The organism is Methanocaldococcus villosus KIN24-T80 (assembly GCF_000371805.1).
GTDB lineage: Archaea > AGJL01 > Methanococci > Methanococcales > Methanocaldococcaceae > Methanocaldococcus > Methanocaldococcus villosus.
Map to the genome: position 1 here is coordinate 1015474 of NZ_AQUK01000001.1, position 17442 is coordinate 1032915.

Annotated in this window: 20 protein-coding genes; 4 read left to right on the top strand and 16 right to left on the bottom strand. The window is 32.6% G+C overall.

The annotated features are described in order from the left end of the window. Positions 1–65 precede the first annotated feature (65 nt). On the bottom strand, positions 66–449 hold the full coding sequence (locus tag METVI_RS0105860; RefSeq protein ID WP_026152914.1) for a 30S ribosomal protein S6e: 384 nt from the start codon (positions 447–449) through the stop codon (positions 66–68). A gap of 246 nt (positions 450–695) precedes the next feature. Here METVI_RS0105860 and METVI_RS0105865 point away from each other — a divergent pair, with 246 nt between their 5' ends. After that, positions 696–1253, top strand: a complete 558-nt coding sequence (locus tag METVI_RS0105865; RefSeq protein ID WP_004590222.1) for a CBS domain-containing protein — start codon at positions 696–698, stop codon at positions 1251–1253. A 3-nt stretch (positions 1254–1256) separates the two neighbouring features. Here the strand turns inward: METVI_RS0105865 and dph5 are convergent, their stop codons facing one another. Together dph5 and METVI_RS0105875 are read right to left on the bottom strand one after the other, a co-directional pair. After that, a complete protein-coding gene (gene dph5 / locus METVI_RS0105870; protein ID WP_004590223.1) occupies positions 1257–2027 on the bottom strand; it encodes a diphthine synthase in 771 nt (256 codons plus the stop codon). Further along, the gene (locus METVI_RS0105875; protein ID WP_004590224.1) at positions 2021–3142 is read right to left on the bottom strand and encodes a radical SAM protein; all 1122 of its coding nucleotides are present in this window, start codon (positions 3140–3142) and stop codon (positions 2021–2023) included. Before METVI_RS0105875 ends, dph5 begins: the two co-directional genes overlap by 7 nt. A gap of 58 nt (positions 3143–3200) precedes the next feature. Between METVI_RS0105875 and METVI_RS0105880 the strand changes: the two genes are divergently transcribed. Genes METVI_RS0105880 through METVI_RS0105890 form a run of 3 tightly spaced genes read left to right on the top strand, consistent with a single transcriptional unit; the run spans position 3201 to position 7225 of the window. Continuing rightward, entirely contained in the window at positions 3201–3494 is a 294-nt protein-coding gene (locus tag METVI_RS0105880) for an MTH1187 family thiamine-binding protein (protein ID WP_004590225.1), read from the top strand. Next, positions 3491–5245, top strand: a complete 1755-nt coding sequence (locus METVI_RS0105885; protein WP_004590226.1) for a ribosome biogenesis/translation initiation ATPase RLI — start codon at positions 3491–3493, stop codon at positions 5243–5245. The genes METVI_RS0105880 and METVI_RS0105885 overlap by 4 nt, the downstream gene beginning before the upstream one ends. Before the next feature lie 9 nt (positions 5246–5254). Continuing rightward, positions 5255–7225, top strand: a complete 1971-nt coding sequence (locus METVI_RS0105890) for a DNA topoisomerase VI subunit B (protein ID WP_004590227.1) — start codon at positions 5255–5257, stop codon at positions 7223–7225. 7 nt (positions 7226–7232) lie between these two features. Here METVI_RS0105890 and mtrH read toward each other — a convergent pair whose 3' ends face one another. The 13 genes from mtrH to mcrB all read right to left on the bottom strand — a co-directional run bounded on the left by mtrH (position 7233) and on the right by mcrB (position 17262). Beyond that, positions 7233–8192 carry a tetrahydromethanopterin S-methyltransferase subunit H gene (mtrH, locus tag METVI_RS0105895; protein ID WP_017981118.1) on the bottom strand — a complete coding sequence of 320 codons (960 nt, stop codon included), beginning with the start codon at positions 8190–8192 and terminating at the stop codon, positions 7233–7235. Positions 8193–8210: 18 nt separating this feature from the next. Then, positions 8211–8444 (bottom strand): tetrahydromethanopterin S-methyltransferase subunit MtrG, encoded by a 234-nt coding sequence (gene mtrG, locus METVI_RS0105900; protein WP_004590232.1) that lies wholly within the window; start codon positions 8442–8444, stop codon positions 8211–8213. 9 nt (positions 8445–8453) lie between these two features. After that, complete coding sequence (locus METVI_RS0105905; RefSeq protein WP_004590234.1) at positions 8454–8669, bottom strand: tetrahydromethanopterin S-methyltransferase subunit F; 216 nt, start codon at positions 8667–8669, stop codon at positions 8454–8456. A gap of 16 nt (positions 8670–8685) precedes the next feature. Continuing rightward, positions 8686–9408, bottom strand: coding sequence for a tetrahydromethanopterin S-methyltransferase subunit A (mtrA, locus tag METVI_RS0105910; RefSeq protein WP_004590236.1), 723 nt, complete (start codon positions 9406–9408; stop codon positions 8686–8688). A gap of 12 nt (positions 9409–9420) precedes the next feature. Continuing rightward, a complete protein-coding gene (locus tag METVI_RS0105915) occupies positions 9421–9744 on the bottom strand; it encodes a tetrahydromethanopterin S-methyltransferase subunit B (protein ID WP_004590238.1) in 324 nt (107 codons plus the stop codon). A 21-nt stretch (positions 9745–9765) separates the two neighbouring features. Beyond that, on the bottom strand, positions 9766–10560 hold the full coding sequence (gene mtrC, locus METVI_RS0105920; protein WP_004590240.1) for a tetrahydromethanopterin S-methyltransferase subunit MtrC: 795 nt from the start codon (positions 10558–10560) through the stop codon (positions 9766–9768). A gap of 11 nt (positions 10561–10571) precedes the next feature. Beyond that, a complete protein-coding gene (gene mtrD, locus METVI_RS0105925) occupies positions 10572–11267 on the bottom strand; it encodes a tetrahydromethanopterin S-methyltransferase subunit D (RefSeq protein ID WP_004590243.1) in 696 nt (231 codons plus the stop codon). Between the two features lie 12 nt (positions 11268–11279). Further along, complete coding sequence (mtrE, locus tag METVI_RS0105930; protein WP_004590253.1) at positions 11280–12176, bottom strand: tetrahydromethanopterin S-methyltransferase subunit E; 897 nt, start codon at positions 12174–12176, stop codon at positions 11280–11282. A gap of 193 nt (positions 12177–12369) precedes the next feature. Beyond that, complete coding sequence (mcrA, locus tag METVI_RS0105935) at positions 12370–14031, bottom strand: coenzyme-B sulfoethylthiotransferase subunit alpha (RefSeq protein ID WP_004590263.1); 1662 nt, start codon at positions 14029–14031, stop codon at positions 12370–12372. Positions 14032–14053: 22 nt separating this feature from the next. Then, entirely contained in the window at positions 14054–14836 is a 783-nt protein-coding gene (gene mcrG / locus METVI_RS0105940; RefSeq protein WP_004590264.1) for a coenzyme-B sulfoethylthiotransferase subunit gamma, read from the bottom strand. Between the two features lie 6 nt (positions 14837–14842). Further along, positions 14843–15439, bottom strand: a complete 597-nt coding sequence (gene mcrC / locus METVI_RS0105945) for a methyl-coenzyme M reductase I operon protein C (RefSeq protein ID WP_004590265.1) — start codon at positions 15437–15439, stop codon at positions 14843–14845. Further along, positions 15439–15918: a methyl-coenzyme M reductase operon protein D gene (gene mcrD, locus METVI_RS0105950; RefSeq protein ID WP_004590266.1), complete on the bottom strand. Its 480-nt coding sequence runs from the start codon at positions 15916–15918 to the stop codon at positions 15439–15441. Before mcrD ends, mcrC begins: the two co-directional genes overlap by 1 nt. A 9-nt stretch (positions 15919–15927) precedes the next feature. Further along, a complete protein-coding gene (gene mcrB, locus METVI_RS0105955; protein ID WP_004590268.1) occupies positions 15928–17262 on the bottom strand; it encodes a coenzyme-B sulfoethylthiotransferase subunit beta in 1335 nt (444 codons plus the stop codon). Positions 17263–17442: the final 180 nt, after the last annotated feature.

Here is a 17442-nt window from a genome sequence, read left to right on the forward strand (position 1 = left end):
CATTATTAATAATGATAAAACTTTTTAATAGTATTTAAAAATTACTTTGAAAAAAATAAAAATAATTATTCTTTACTTTCCAATCCTAAAATTTCTGGGATTGGTTTCTCTCCATACTCAATAACTTTACAGTTTATTTGAACAATATCAGGAGCTATTGTGTTACCTCTCACTGTTTTTCTTCTTCTTTCTCCTTTTCTCTTTGGCCAAAATCCTGGAGGACCTGAAAGTAGAACTCTAACTTTTCCACTACCATGTATATCTGGTCTCATTGGGAAACCACTATCATCAGTTCCTCCAGTAATCTGTAATTTATAACCATTTAATCCAATAATAGAGCCATCAAAAATATCTCCAATCTTCTTACCTACTAAAGGTGTATTGTCAGCCTCTATTTGATAGCATCTACCAGTTTTGGGATCAGCTACAACAAACTTAGCTATTGGCATAATCTCACCTTTAACCTCTATCCCCAAAGGCTTCAGTAGTCTCATCACCCTTTCTCCCCTCCTGGGTGGAGAGGGGAGGGGCTTAACTACCTCATCAACCACCCCAACCCTCTTTTGAGGGTCAGGATAATAAACCACTAAATCATTAACAGAAACTTATTTAAATATTTTACCTTTCCGAAACTGTTAAATATTAAATAGATATCTTGGTTTAACTATTACAATTTACTGATTAAAGGTGATCATATGGAAATAGACTATAATATTCAAGTATCTGAAGTTATGAGCTTTCCAGTTATAACAGCTACTAAGGATAAAACAGTTTATGACATTGCAAATATAATGGCTGAAAATGATATTGGAGCAGTAGTTATTGTTGAAAATAATAATCCCATTGGAATAATAACAGAGAGGGATATTTTAAAAAGAGTTGTTGCTAAAAATTTAAGACCTAAAGATGTTCTAGTTGAAGAAGTTATGAGTAAGAAGCTTGTTACTGTCTCTCCTGAAGCTTCAATAAATGATGCAGCAAAGTTAATGGCTAAACATAAAATTAAAAGGTTGCCTGTTGTTAAAGAAGGAAAATTAGTAGGGATAATAACTGAAAGTGATATTATCAAAGTCTCTCCAGAAATTATAAACCTCTTAGCTGAATATGCCTCTATAAAAGAAAAACCTACTTTATATGAAACTGAAGAAGAGTATATTGAAGGAATATGTGAAAGCTGTGGAGCTCAGGGAAGAGTGAAATATTATCAAGGTAAATATCTCTGTGAAGACTGTCTAGAAGAATACAAAAAATAAAATTTATAAATTTATAGCTAAATATTTTAAAGCCTCTTCTTCCATAAAATGCAATTTTCCAGGGATGATTAAGGAATGTAATGGTTTTCCAAAATTATAATCTATAAGATCTCTTATTTTTCCATAGACAATTAATGGTTCAAGTGATCCAACTCTTGCTAAAACAATAGCTTTTGTATCTAAATTAATAACTCCTTCTTTTCTTTTTTTCTCTATTTCTAATAGTACTTTTAAAGCCTCATTTGCTGTCATAAATTTTTTCTCATTTTTTTCAACTCTTATATCTAATAAGCAAAGAGTATGTAAACCTCTTTCTAAGTTTTCTTTAATTACATTATAGGGAGTTTCAGGAAAATAGTTTTTTTCAGGAAATACAATAGAAGCTGTTTTTCCAAATTTATATATTTGCAAGCCTGTAATGGAAACTGCTGAATATATTGAAGGAGCATTTATAATAATAACTTTTATTCCTCTTTTCTTAGCTTCTATAACAAGATCAATATGGGTTGTAGCCACCATAGGGTCTCCAGCAGTTAATAACATAACATCTTTTTCTTTGGCTTCTTCAACAACTTTATAACTATTCTCTATATCCTCTCTATACAATATCTCAATTTTTTTTCCAATAACTTCTTCTATCTTCTCAATACTAGTTCCAGTTAATATGGATGTGTAAAATTCAGCATAAATTTTATCAGCCTTTTTTGCAAAATTTAGAGTTTTTAATGTCATATCTTGCTCATCATAAAGTCCAAGACCTGCTAATATTAGCATCTTCTCAGCCTTAATTTTTTAGTTATTAGCGGTATTCTTTCAACCTCTAAAGCATCTGCTGTAGGATAAACTTCTGATATATAGGCAGAAAACTTTATTGGGAATCTCTGTCTTTTCATCTCTTTGATTAGATCTTCTAAAATAAATGGATTTAGATAAATTTTATTTTCTTTAACTTCAAACTCAACTTCATTATCCTTTAATATTTCAATTATTTCTTTCATGTCTTTCTCTTTATCAAATATCATAATTCCTCTTAATAACAAACCCTCATCAGTTATAACTTCATATGGTTTAGCTACATTTTTAGCCCTATTTATTAGTCTGTTTTTTAGTTGTATGGCATCTTTTAATACTGAAGGGCAATAGTGAATAAACATTTTTCCTTTAAATTTTTTAATAACCTTTAATGCTGTTTCTTCACTACCTTTTATAGCGTTGCTTATATCATCTTTTGGTTCAAATCCTCTTTTTATAAGTTCATCATAGTTAGTGTCTGAAAACTCTAATTCATTTATATTCATAAAGTCAGCTTTACCATCAATAGCATAAGCTAAACTTAATATTTCCTTTTCCATGTTTGGAATTGATGGAATTTCAACCCCAACATGTTTTATATATTTTTTACAGAGTTCTATTTTTTCAAGTAAAAATTTTATATACTCTTCATCATAACCTTCATTAAATATTTTTGTAGGATGTAATCTAATTTCATCTAAATATTCACTTAATAATTTTAGCTTTTCTTCAGTTATTGATTCAGGCACTGTGTAAAGATGAGAATGGAACTCTTTAAAGTGATTTTTTAAAGCTTTTAAATATTTGATAGTTCTATCTACTTTTAAAAGTGGATCTCCTCCAGTAATTCCCACTCCTCTACTACTACAAAGTTTAGCCTCTTCTATAGCTTCATTAACAGAGTTTATTAATCTTTCATTTGCATATATAACATCTTTCTTTCTTCTCTTATCAGAAAGTGGGCAATAATAACAGTTATTCTTACAAAGACCAGTTATAAATAAAACAAGTTTTTCTCCTTTTATACAGTATTTACAACCTTCAGGCAACCTGTTATAATTTCTTTTTAAATATCTCTTAACACTTTCTACTCTCATAATTATCACTCAAAAATTTTATAGTTTATAATAATTATATTTATTTTAGGTGATTATTATGAGGAAAGTTGTTGCTGAAGTAAAAATAATACCAATGGGAGAAGTTAGTGTCTCAAAGTATATAAAAAGGGCTATAGAGATATTTAAGAAGTATAATTTAAAGGTTTCTCCATCAGCTATGGGTACTGTATTAGAAGGAGATATTGATGAAATATTAAAAGCTTACAAAGAAGCACACACAGAGATTTTAAATTATGTTGATAGGGTAGTTAGTTTCTTAGAAATAGATGAGAGAAGGGATAAAGAAAACACTATAGAAAGAAAATTAAAGGCTATTCAGGTGGGAGATTGAGATTGGCTATTATTGACTATGAAAGATGCCAACCAAAAAAATGTTCCTTGGAATGTATAAAATACTGCCCTGGAGTAAGGATGGGTGAAAAAACAATAGTAATAGATGAAAAAACAGGAAAGCCAGTAATTTCTGAAGTGTTATGCTCTGGATGTGGAATATGTGTTAAAAGATGTCCATTTAAGGCTATATCTATAATAGGCCTTCCAGAGGAATTAACAGAGGATAAAATAGTCCATTCTTATGGACAGAATAGATTTAAACTTTTTGGTTTGGTGATTCCAAGAGAAGGTGTTGTTGGGATATTAGGGCAGAATGCAATAGGTAAGAGTACAGTTTTAAGAATATTAGCTGGAGAGATTATTCCGAATCTAGGAAAACATGGTGAAGAGCCTAGTTATGATAAAGTTATAGAATATTTTAAAGGAACTGAGCTTCAGAGTTATTTTGAGATGTTAAAAGAGAAAAAAATTAAGGCCATACACAAAGTTCAATATGTAGATGTTCTACCAAAGGTAGTTAAAGGTAAAGTAAAAGATATATTAAAAAGAATAGATGAAAAGGGGAAGTTTAATTATGTTGTTGAAAAATTAGAATTAAAAAATATATTAGATAGAACCTTGGATCAGCTTTCAGGAGGGGAGTTGCAGAGAGTTGCTATAGCTGCAGCATATTTAAGAGAGGGAGATATATATTTCTTTGATGAACCATCATCTTGGCTGGATGTTAGGCAGAGATTTAATATGGCAAAACTAGTTAGAGAGCTCAATAAAGTCATTGTTGTTGAACATGATTTAATTGTATTAGATTATCTATCAGATTATGTTCATATTATGTATGGTGAACCGGGAGCTTATGGGATTGTCTCTTTACCAAAAAGTGTTAGAGTGGGTATAAATGAATATTTGTATGGTGAGTTAAGAGAGGAGAATATAAAGTTTAGAAGAGAGCCAATAATATTTGAAAAAAGAGCTATAATTGATTATAAAAATAGGCCTATATTATTAAAATACCCTAACATGAAAAAAAGTCTAGGAGATTTTAAATTAGAGGTTGCTAATGGAGAGATATATAAAGGAGAAGTTATTGGTATTTTGGGGCCTAATGGTATTGGAAAGACCACATTTGTAAAGTTGTTAGCAGGTGTTATAAAGCCTGATGATGGAGAGATAAATGAGAAAGTTAAAGTTTCTTACAAACCACAATACATATCTCCTGATTATGATGGGACTGTTGAAGATCTTTTAAGCTCTATAACTAACATACATTCCTCTTACTACAAATCAGAAATAATAAATCCATTACAATTAGAGAAACTTTTAGATAAAGAAGTTAATGAGCTTTCAGGAGGGGAGTTGCAGAGAGTTGCTATAGCTGCATGTCTCAGTAGAGATGCTGATATCTATTTGTTAGATGAACCCTCAGCATTTCTAGATGTTGAGCAGAGATTGAGAGTTTCTAAGGTTATAAGAAGAACTGCAGATGAGAAAGAGGCTGGTATATTTGTTGTTGATCATGATATTTTATTCCAAGACTATATCTCAGATAGATTTATTGTATTTTCAGGAGAACCTGGAAGATATGGATATGCCTCTAAACCTTTAAATAAAAGAGAAGGAGCAAACAAGTTTCTAAAAGAGATGAATATTACATTTAGAAGAGATCCAGAAACAGGAAGACCTAGAGCTAATAAAGAAGGTAGTCAAAGAGATATTATGCAAAAAGAGAAGGGAGAATATTATTATGAATAGGGTGAGATTATGAGTACAGATATTTTTAAAGAATTTAAAGAACATTCAGTGGCAGAGTTTTTTAGAAAAAATAAACACATGCTTGGATATAGTGGAAAAATAAGAAGTTTAACTACAGTAGTTCATGAACTTGTAACAAATAGTTTAGATGCATGTGAAGAAGCAGGGATACTACCAGAGATAAAAGTTGAGATAGAAAAGTTAGGTAGTGATCATTATAGAGTAGCAGTTGAAGATAATGGGCCAGGAATACCATTAGAATTTATTCCAAAAGTCTTTGGAAAGATGTTAGCAGGATCTAAGATGCATAGATTTATACAGTCAAGGGGGCAGCAGGGAATAGGTGCTGCAGGAGTTTTACTATTTTCTCAAATAACCACAGGAAAACCTCTTAAGATTAAAACTTCTTTAGGAGATGGAAAGATATATGAAGTTGAAGTAAAGATGAATGTTGAAAAGAATGAAGGAGAGATAGTTAGTAAAAAAGTAAAAAAAGGAAATTGGAGAGGAACAAGAGTTGAAGGGGAATTTAAAGAAGTGGCATATAATAGAGGAGAGTTGTCAGCTTATGAATATCTTAGAAGAATTAGCTTAGCTACCCCACATGCAAGAATTATTTTAGAAGATCCTTATGGAAAGGTAGTATTTGATAGAGTAGTTAAAGAGATGCCTAAAAAACCAGAAGAAATGAAACCACATCCACACGGTTTAACAGTTGATGAACTTTTATATATAGCAAGAAAAACTAAAGCTAAAAAAGTTTCTTCTATGCTAGTCTCTGAGTTATCAAGGTTTTCTCAAAAAAGGATAGATGAGTTAAAGCAATATATGTTAAGAGACTTATTATTGGAAAAGTTCAAAAACACAATTTATTGGAAAAATGTGATTAAATGTTATTTAAATATAGATATTGAGAAATATTTAAAGAAATTTAGTGATTATCTAAGTAATGAGGAAATAGAGTTTGTAAATGTCCTTATTAACAGCTTACCAGAAAGCCTTGATGATCTTAAAAGATATGCATTAAAATATATCTATATGGAATATCTATTTAAGAAACTTTCAAAAGATGAGATAGAAAATAACAAGAATCAATTTAAAAAAATTCCTGAGAATTTTATAGAATGGGCTGAAAAAAATTATCTATCTACTACTCATGTTAATGAGCTGAATAAAAAAGTTAGAGAAATAGTTAAAACTCCAAAAGAATTTATAGAACTATTAGAAAAGAGAAGATTAATTTCTAAGGAAGAATTGAATAAATTTAAAGAAAAAGTTGAAGAGATTTTAGATAAAAATCCTAAAAACTTAAGTTGGGATGAAGCTGAATTAATTGTTAATTGTTTACAGAATATGGAATTTATGGCTCCTCCAACATCTGGATTAAGGCCTATAGGTGCAGAGAATATAGAGAAATCTTTAAAAGATTTATTAAAACCTGATTTTGTTAAAGCCATAACAAGAAATCCTAAAACATATAAAGGAATTCCTTTTATTGTTGAAGCTGCTATAGCATATGGAGGTAATGCAGGGAAAGATTCTTCTGAAGGAAAAAAAATGGAAATAATGAGATTTGCTAATCATGTTCCTCTACTTTATGATGCATCAGCATGTGGAATAACCAAAGCTGTTAAAAGTATAAATTGGAGAAGATATGGAATAAAAGAAGAAGCACCAATAACTGTTTTTGTTAATTTAATATCAACATTCATTCCATATACTTCTGCAGGAAAACAGGCTATAGCTTGTAGTGAAAATGAAAATGAAGAAATTTATAATGAAATAAGATATGCACTAATGATATGTGCAAGGGCTTTAGAGAAATATTTATCAAAAATAAGAAGAGAGGCTGAAGAGGAAAAGAAAAGAAAATATGTTTTAAAATATGCTAAAATATTTGCTGAAGCTTTAGCTAATATATTAAATAAAAATCAAGAAGAGATAGAGAAAAAAGTTGTTGAGTTGCTCTCAAAAGAATAAAAAATTTTTATAATAGTTTGTTGAATGGATGGTTTTCTACAGGAGTTATTCCTAAATCTTTTGCAGCTTCTGCTATAGCCATATCTGCCATAGCAACAGCTGGGAAGGCTAGTTGAGCATTGTCTATTGGCCCATACAATACAAAGTCTCCTGCAGCCATTACTTGTAATAAATTAGCCCCTATATCACAAACATGATGTACATCTTTAGCTAATTGAGTTTTTCCAGCTTCTCTTAACTGTTTTCTAAACTGTCTTAACCAATCCCAAGCTGATGGAACGTTATGAATTCCACTACCCACAGGTAATCCTAATTTAGCTTTAACAGCAAATGAAGCTCTTATAGCATTTCCAGCTCCATTTCCTAAAGGTGTAACAGCTACGTCAATTAGTGGTTTTTTAATACCCGCTTTTTCTGCTAATTCTAACATCCCTTTATCAGCAGCTTTTCCTCCATTTAATAGAACATTCAATTTTCCTTCAACTGAAGAATCCATTGGATCAAAACACAGGATAATTGAAGCTTCTAAGTCACTTTCAATTAAGTTTTTAAGTTCTTCATCATCAATAGAAACATTGATAGAATTGTAAATACACTGCTTAGAATACCCTGCCTCAGTAGCTCTTTTAGCAGCTTCCATTCTAGCTTTTTTGTCAGTAGAATCCAATAATATAGGCCCATCCCAAATTTCAACAACAAAATCAACATATTTAACTATAGCTTCTGGTGTAGCTCCGAATACCTGAACAAGAGCAGGATTTCCAGTAATCTCTTCCATTTCAGCCTGTTTATTTATTAATTCTTCTGCAGCAGCTTTATCAAATATTCCTTTTCTTTCATCTTCAACAATCTTATGTCTTGCATAGAATATAGTCCCTGCTAATGCTGTTGGATATTCTCCAGGCTGTCCTCCGATTTTTCTACCAGCGATTTCAACAACCATTTGTTCTCTATCGAATTTGAACATTTAAATCACCTCTTAAATTTATTTTACAACAACGGTAACTTTTGTTAAATATAATATAAACTTTAGCAAGTAAGGAATTACTGAGAATATTATTATACCTAAAACTAAACCATACAATATTCCAATATCCCTACCCACTTTTTTTCCAGCTCTTTGAAATATTTCAGCATTTGTGTTTTCAACTTTTTCCTCTAATTCATCCAATTTTTTCATCAATTCTTTAAACTCTTTTGAAGGAGTTAAGACAGCCATTAAATCACCTTATAATAGTATTTTTATAATTATAGGAATTCCCACTAATACTATAGCTAGAGCTGCTCCAATGATAAATCCGCTAGTGGATTTTGTATGTATTCCAGAAGATAATCCAAGATCTCTTGTAATTAGCCCAACTTTATATTCTAATCTCTCTAACATTTTGTCACAGTATTCTAAGTCAGGCTTTACAATTTTTGGAATGCCTTCAATCTCACTCATATTATCCCTCTAAATTTTAAATACTTAGGAGAGAGAATATTAATAATGATAGGAATAACCCAATAGCAATTCCTTGGATTTTACCATTGTAATAACCAGAATTATATTTATTTAATAAAGCTGTAGCATTTATTTTATCATATATCATTCTCATTCTAGCTTCAATTAAAGCGATTTCTGCAGATAATGGCCTTAATTCTCCTTCCCCTTCTTCTCCTTTAGCTCCACCTTCTAATTCTAAGATCATTGGTTCTTCATCAATAGCTCCAGGATCTTTAGATATACACTCTTTTATAGCTTGAGTTATTTTATTTATATCTTCACAGTCTATTAAATCTATAACTTCAATAATCTGCCTTCTAAATCTTTCAACTGCCTCTTTTCCAACATTTTCTAAGAATGGTATAGCACCTTTAGCACCAACAATCTTTCCAGTCTCATCTATACCATTTTCCCATAAAGCTTTAAAGCACTGTCCAGTTAAATGTCCCTGAACTTCTGAACCACACAATATCATAAATCTAATGTTTGGATTTGAAATATAGTTAGCAACAACTTTTTCAATTCCAAGATTTTCTGTATGGCAGGGGCCTGCTATAGCTGCTCCAGCTTCTACACATGCTTTTTCTAAACCATGTGAACCTAATGTAACCACTCCTACACAACTTTCAGGATCTCCTACCACATACTCTCCAGAAACTATTGGCCATCCAGGAGCAGGTTCTTTTTTATTAGCCATGATTTCACCTTTTTATCTAAATAATCCAGGGAATATTTTATAGAGTGCAACTATAATTATTAACATAAATACCAAAGCTATCCAAAACCCAAAGAACAATCCTTTAAAATGTCCTGCTATTTCATAAACTCTATCTCTATTAGGGAATGTATTCAATGGTGGGTTTCTAGGATCTAAAGATTTTTCAAAAGCATTAACCAATGTTTCTAATTTTTTAATCCTTTCTTCTACAGGAATGATATCTACCATAAACATGTCTTTTCTCATTTCAGCTACTAGACCAGAATCAACATCCATAACAACATCAATTTCAGGACAAATTTTGACTACATACATGTTTTTTCACCTTAAAATAAATTATTGTTCTTTTTTAGGAATTTCTGGAATGTAAAGGACACAGCATGCATCATTAAATGACATTTTTACAAACTTAACATAAACTATTGCCCATAGTATTATAGAAACCACAACTGAAACGATATCTAATTTTATTACAGAGAATATAAACCATGTTAATAATCCACAAGCTATTGCTAATGTTAATGTTCTCTTATGGCTTTCATTTGGACCTAAACATGCATTAAATGGATGTAGAATAGCCATACCTGATGCTATGAAAGCAATAGCCATAATTCCGTCATTTAAAGCATTTATAAATACATTAGGATCTAAACTTCCTGCATAAGCTACAGAATATCCCAACAATGCCATAGCTCCTGCTATAGATAAGAAAGTCATACTTCTAACCATTATAGGAATTTTCATTCCTACAGGTTTTACTGTTAATTTTCCAACTATATATCCAACTATTGCAGAAATAACCAAAGCTAATATTGGCCCTGCTAAGTAAGGGATGTTTAAAGATTTTGTTATTAAAACACCGGCTATAGCAGATACAGTACCCATACCTAAACTAAGCATACCTATGGATGGAACTCCAGTACCCAAACCATAAGCAGCAACCTTTCTAACAGTGTTTGCTCCAGCAACACATGAAGCTGAAACCAACAACCCTCCTATAAGCATGGAAAGTCCATAACCTGATAAAAAATGTGCTAAATAACAACCAATTAAAGCTAAAGCTATACCTATACCAAATATTTGTTCTTCTGGATAAAGTTCAGCAGCATGACCTCCTCCACCATGAGCCATAAGATATCACCTTATAAAGCCATTAAAATTATGATTATTCCACATAATAATGAAGCTACTGTAGATGCTATAACTCCATTAGGCATCTTTTTGAATTTTGGATCATGAAATCCTTCTATTGTTCCTCCTATATTATATGAAGCAAGTACTGCATTAATAAAGAAAAATCCTACAGCTATCATCCCCGCTACTGCTGGACTAAAGCCTATTGAAGCTAAAGCAATATATGCTAATCCTCCACCAATCCCTCCAAGAGCAGCTCCAATTAACCCACTAATATAACAAACTGTTGGAATTCCATGTCCAGTAGTTCCAGGGGTTATGTATGGTTTTTGTTCATCTTTTGTTATAGGATCTACTTCACATTTATCAGCTGCAGGTACAACTCCTACTCCAAAGACATAGATAAGCTGGGCTATAAGCATTGTTACTCCAAGCATAATCATTGATCCTACAGCTCCAGATAGTAGGGTTAAAATATAACCAATAACCCCTAAAGAAGCTACTTTAGAATACATTACTGCAGCTGCTAACAATCCTGTAAATCCTGCTCCAGCAGCTAACTGAGTGGTTCCAGTACCAACCCCTGTAGATGTAGCCATAGCTGCAGGAGCTCCTCCAACAGGAACAAAATGAACAGAGGAATTAATAATTGCTCCAGCAACTGTGATTTCTACTAGTGGGATAATTAAGTTAGCTATATCCATTCATAATCACCTCTATTTGTATGGCCCATATTTTTCTCTTGCAAACACTTCTACTTTTCTATTTATTATTGCTAATATAGCAACTATGGTTAATCCTATTATTATAGATATGATAGATGAAGCCATTATGTCATTACCTTTTATCACATCACCAATAACTCCTCTCCAACCATCTAAGAAAACAATTAAACCAAAACATAACCCTGTTAATGGACCTCCTAACTTAACACAGAAATATGATGAGTCCATACTGTTTCTTAAACCAATTTCAGCTTTTATATCAATATCCCCATGGTTAGCTACTGGAACTCCTCCTCCAAATGGGTATTTTTGATATTCTCTTTCAGCACCATAATGGACGTCTCCAGTGGATGAACCAATAGCTCCAACTGTAATTCCAAATATTAATGCTATTAATGGTAATGGGAATGGGTTTCCTAATATTGTATTAGCTATATAAGCCATTAGTAACATACAAAAAACAGCTATAAAACCGTGTCCAACAATAGGACCAATATGTGTCATAACAATATCCCAATAAACTGGCTGACCAAAGTTTTTTGACTGCCCTACAATTCTTCCCAAATAAGCAGAAATTGCATAAGCCCCATGAACAAGCGCTGCAACTCCAGTACCTGCTATTAAAGCTAATAACATTGGCAGTCCCATATTTATTAGAGCATAAGCTACCCCTCCAGCAACAGCTACATAAAGGCCATAAGCTACAGGTTCTCCAGAAATAGCTTTATTGTAATATCTGTGTATATTTCCCATCTGTGGAGCCAATTGAACCTGTGAATTTGGATTTGATTGAGAACCAACATCAGATTCAATATCTTCAGCACATCCTGCTATTGTTGCCAATGCCCCACTTAATGCTATTGCACCTAAAGCTAAAATAGGGTCCATACATCTCACCTATTGCTATCTCTTTCTTCATAATTTTTAGAAGATGTTCTCTTCTTATATATTTTTCTATTTTTATTTATTTTTAGTTAAAATTTTTTTGATTTAAGTTTAGATTTTCTTTAATATCGTTTTTAATGATGGTTATTATTTGTTTTAATATTTAAAACAAATTAGATTAATAAAAAAATTGGGATTAATGGGCAGGAATAATGATATCTCTTTCTCCAGCAGGTTCAAACTCTCTTAATGCACCTCTAGCAAATTCTTTTCTTGGATATCTGAAGTCAAAGATTAAACTTGGGTCAGCAAATGCTACTTTAATTAATGGGTTGAGAGCAAATGCATCTCCTCTAGCTGAGTGAGCTGCCTGTGTAATTCCAGCATATTCTCCTTGATGTCCGACGTTCATTGCATAATTTGGATAGTTTGGACCTCTCAACTCAAGTGGAGATCCTTCATCATTTCTGAAGGATAATGAATTAGCAGCTCCACACTGATCTTGTAAGTCATAACCGTAGAATCCTAATCTACTGTGGTATTCTTTGTGTATTATTTGACTTAGATACCATCCGTTTAATCCAGCATTTGAATTTCCTGTAGCCAATGCTACTGATATACCTGCAGCTGCAGCTGTAACTGCAGCTCTCTGTGAACCTCCAAAGTGATCTTCTAATAGTGCTGGGAATTCATCATATTGTTCTAAAGCGTAGAGTGTAACTTCTGTAGCTATGTCTTCAACAACATCCATTGTTGGTTTTACTGAGTTACAACCTCCATATTTCTTCTGTATGTAGTCATAACCATAGTAGGAGAAGTCATCTAATATATCATCAGTATATGATGCTGTAGCATACTGTGTGAATCCAACCCCTCCAGACATGTATCCTCCTAACCAAATTTGGTCAAATAACATAGCTCCTGCTCCAACAACTTCTAATGACTGCTCAACTGGATCGTCAGAAACTCTTGAAGTTTGTATTATATCAGCGAATACTCCAAAGTATATTCCTCCTGGTTCATTTGGTCCTCTAGCTCTTCTTGCAGGTAAGAAGTTAGCCATCTGTATAACATCTGCGTGCTTAGCTGCATATGCGAAATCAGCTATAGCTGCCTCTCCAGCACATAATTTATATGCTGTAATGAATGACATACCAATTTGCATAGCACTCCATCTTGCTATAGTACCTCCATCACAACATCTTCCTACTAATGTTGGAACTCTTGAAACTTGGTATGTTCTTTTACCTATAGCTTTTTTAATTTGTTCAGCCTGTTCTTCTGGGAAGAGCTTGTTTATATCAATTAAGAATCTTTTATCAATTTCATCAGCCAACTCATCATCTCCAGTGAATATCTTAGCATAACAATCCCAAACTAATCCAGGGTGGACTTCAACCATGTGCTCCTGAACAACAGCCCCTCCTGGTAGAGCGTGATTAATAACTTCCATATATTCGTTTATTGTTTCAGGAGTAACCTCTACCCCTAATCTCTTTTCTAAAACTGTATGAGCTGTGTCTAATCCAACTATAACAGTTCTTCTTATATCATCCCACATCTGTTGCATAGCAGCATTGTTCATAAAGTGTAAATCATCTCCTTCAACTATAGCATCTGTGTTAGAAACTTTATAAGGCATTAATTTTCTTTGCCCTAATGGAACTCCAATATCTGGGTTGTAAAATGGTATTCCTCCTCTTTTCTCTACTAATTTTTGAGCCCACTCAACAAACTCTCTTTTTCTTTTTGATTGCTTCCAACCTCCAAATATATAGAACTTTGTGTATTTTTCTCTTGGATCTTCTTCAAACTTTTCTTTTAAAGCTTTTAAGAATAATCTTTTTTCAGCATCCATTCCTATCACCCCAAAAATTTTTTTATAATTTTTCAAAGACATCTTCTACTGGTAAGAAACCACCAAATGTCCTAGCTCTGTGGATTCTTTTTATAACTGTTAATAACTCCTCATCTTGTCTTAAACCAATATTATCTTTTCTATATATTGTTGTAATTTCTCTTAATTTCTCTTCTGGTAATGGCTCTCCCACATCTACAGGCTCATCTAATGGTCTTCCAACTTGATCTTTAACATACAGAACATGTCCTGTCTTTTCATCATAAATATATCTTTGCAATGCATCAAACATTAAACCATTTTCATCTAACCTTAATGAATGCCCGTGGACAGTAGCTCCCCTAATTCCACATCTTGCTGGATCAAAGAACGCTGTATCAATTAAGAAGTTCTTAGCTATTGCTTCAAGGTCGCTTTCTCTCATTTCAATAACTTGTCTTCCTGATAATGTTCCAGTATCTACTCCTCTAAATCTCCACATGTAAGTTCTTGCTCTATCATATGGTTGAGCTGGGGCATTATACATAGAATCAGTAAACTGAATATATCTAATTCTATGTCCTTCTTTAGCCCCATTTATAGGCTCCACAAGATCTCTAACATAATCTTCTGGTAAATCCATCTCTTCTAATGGTGGATGGACAGTTTTATAATCTTCCCCTGGTTGTCTATGACCCATTATTTTTACAACATCATCATCAGGAATATCTCTTAATTTCTCTAATTGGACTTCAGGATTCATGTGGTTTCTCCTATTCTGAGCAATTTTTGTACTTCCTGGGTAGAATTGTGGCTTGTATGCCATGAACCATCACCTCAAGTATTTTTTTATCTTCATAACAATTTCGTCAATTTTGTGCTGAGGGCAAGATTCTCCCCTAACAACTCCTGTAACTATATCAACTACTGTCCCTACAGTTTGAGGTTCAACAGGTTTAACATCCCTTGTCTTCACCCCAGCTTTAGCAAGATCTTCCATATCTAAAGGAGCTTGACAAACAATTATTGTGGGAATTTTCACGTATTTTAATAATAATCTTGCTTTATGAACAATGTGGCTAATAACATTTCCGAAATGAACAACACAGAGTTTATGTCTATTTATCTGAGCAGCTTCCTCAGGCTTGATACCGAATGTTGAACCATAAGATCTTCCACTTTCATCTGGAGCTTGTCCAGATCCAGCATTTAATACAAGGACACTAGTTTGTATTCCAGTTTCTCTAATACCATAGGTTATTTCACAAACAGGTTTTGTTATATGTCGCCTACCCGGAGACATGGCAACAACAATTACATCATTCCTTAAAGCCTCTGCTAATGTTCCTCTTTGGGCTAAACCTCCCCCTTCACCTAAACCCATTACTGCTCTACAATCAACTATTTGTTCTTTTCTACCAACAGGCATTATTCTTCCCTTTTTTCTACTACTGCTACTGAGGATGATAATTTACTTCTTGGATCTACCATACCTATTAATCTTCTATCCATTTCATTTATAAGATAAACCCCATCTTCCCCATATTTGAGGTAATCTGTGACTGTAGGTCTATCTTTTAAGAATTTTCCTACTCTTATATCATAACCAAAGGGAAACATTTCTTCACAAATTTTCTTTATCTTTTCTAATTCACTATCATCAGAAAGTGTTACTATAAACCTACCTGCCATAACTGTCAATTCTATTGGAACTCCTTTTACATTAATTATTTTTCTTTCACTATGGTTGACAGGTAAACCTCTTGCAGGACCATATGTAACAACTTTTGGAAGAGGTTGTCCATGAATCACTACTCTTTCAACAGTTTTCAAATCATAAAGTTTATTTAAAAATTTTTCAGTAGTGGAGGCCTTAAGATATCTATGAGGGAAAATTTCAATTTCCATACAAATCACTTAAATCTTATCTTTAACTTGTAAAGCTCCTTCTATAACATATTTTAATGGTTCTCTGAATTCATCAATAGCACTGAAGACAGTTCCAATTAAAGCTGATGTTCTTTCTGGAGAGAACATTTGTGTTCCTGCATCTAAACACATAGCTGCAGCAACTGGTGGAATTGCAAATCCTTTTGAGTGTCTTGTAACTATGTGGTTACCATTGAACACTCCAGGCCCTCCTCCCCCATAGATAGAGTGGGAGAAGAAACTGAATCCAACAGCTGTACCTTCAGCTCTACCAAAATCAACTCCAGGTAATCCTGTTTCGTATTCTAATATGTCGTTGTAGTATAAGATTGTTGAAGCTACACCTTGAGCAGCTCTTGCTGCACCTACATTAACAATAACAGCTGCAACTAAACCTGCTGCAGCATATGCATTCCACTTAGCAACATCAACTGGTTTATATAATTTAAATCCAGATGGTAGTGTTCTATCTTCTTTTATAACTCCATCTTCTAAAGCTCTTTCAACAACTGATGCTACAACTGTTCCTACAGTTCCATTCTTACCATTTTCTTTAACTAAATCAATAACTAAGTTATCAGCATTCAACCCCTGGTAAGCCAATCCTAATAAATGTAATCTTTCAAATAATCCTACAGCATCTCCCATTTCAAACATTGCTGTTTGTTCCATTATTGATGCAAATGCAACAGCATTCATTACATTTTTCTTTGTACATGCAACAAAGTGATTAACCATAATATTTCTTAGAGCATAACCAGGTCCTTCTAATGTTAATGGGTTTCCTAAAAGTCCAGCTACATTAGCTCCGGCCATAACTACATTATGTGGATATCCTCCTAAAATAGCAGCATGAACCATTGGTGCATCAAAGATATCTACATCAAATGTTCTAATAATAGCTTCTTTTAAAGCCTGAGCAGTTACTAATATAGATGTTGTATATTCTGCAGCAATATCTAATCTTTTTGTAGGCATTTGTACAGCCATTTGCTTTCCATCATTAATTAATCTTATATTTGTATCATCATCTTCTGAAACTCTTATAACTCTTTCAACATATTCAGCAATTGTTTCAGCATTTTCAACAATTGGTAAATCTAACTCTCTACCAGGTAACTTGTTACCTTTTCCTCCGACTGTTCCATTTCTTAAGGCATTTTCTATTCCTGCTAAATTAACAGCTACTGTTCTTTTAACATCTTTTATTAATTTTTGTATTGTAGGGTTGTATAAAGGACTTACAGCTTCTAAAGGTACATTTTCTTCAACCAAATTTCCCTTAGCATCATACAAATTAATGGTATCTTTATATTTCATCATTCTCACCTTTTCAATTTATATAATTAGTATCAAGCAAAAATATATTAACATTTTACTTTAAACCAAATAGAAAACTATATATATGAGGTGTATTTGCTATATCCAAAATCTTATATTTTATATTCCATTAAAAATATTATTTGTTAGGGTTAATAAAACTTTTTATTTGAATTTTTGTAA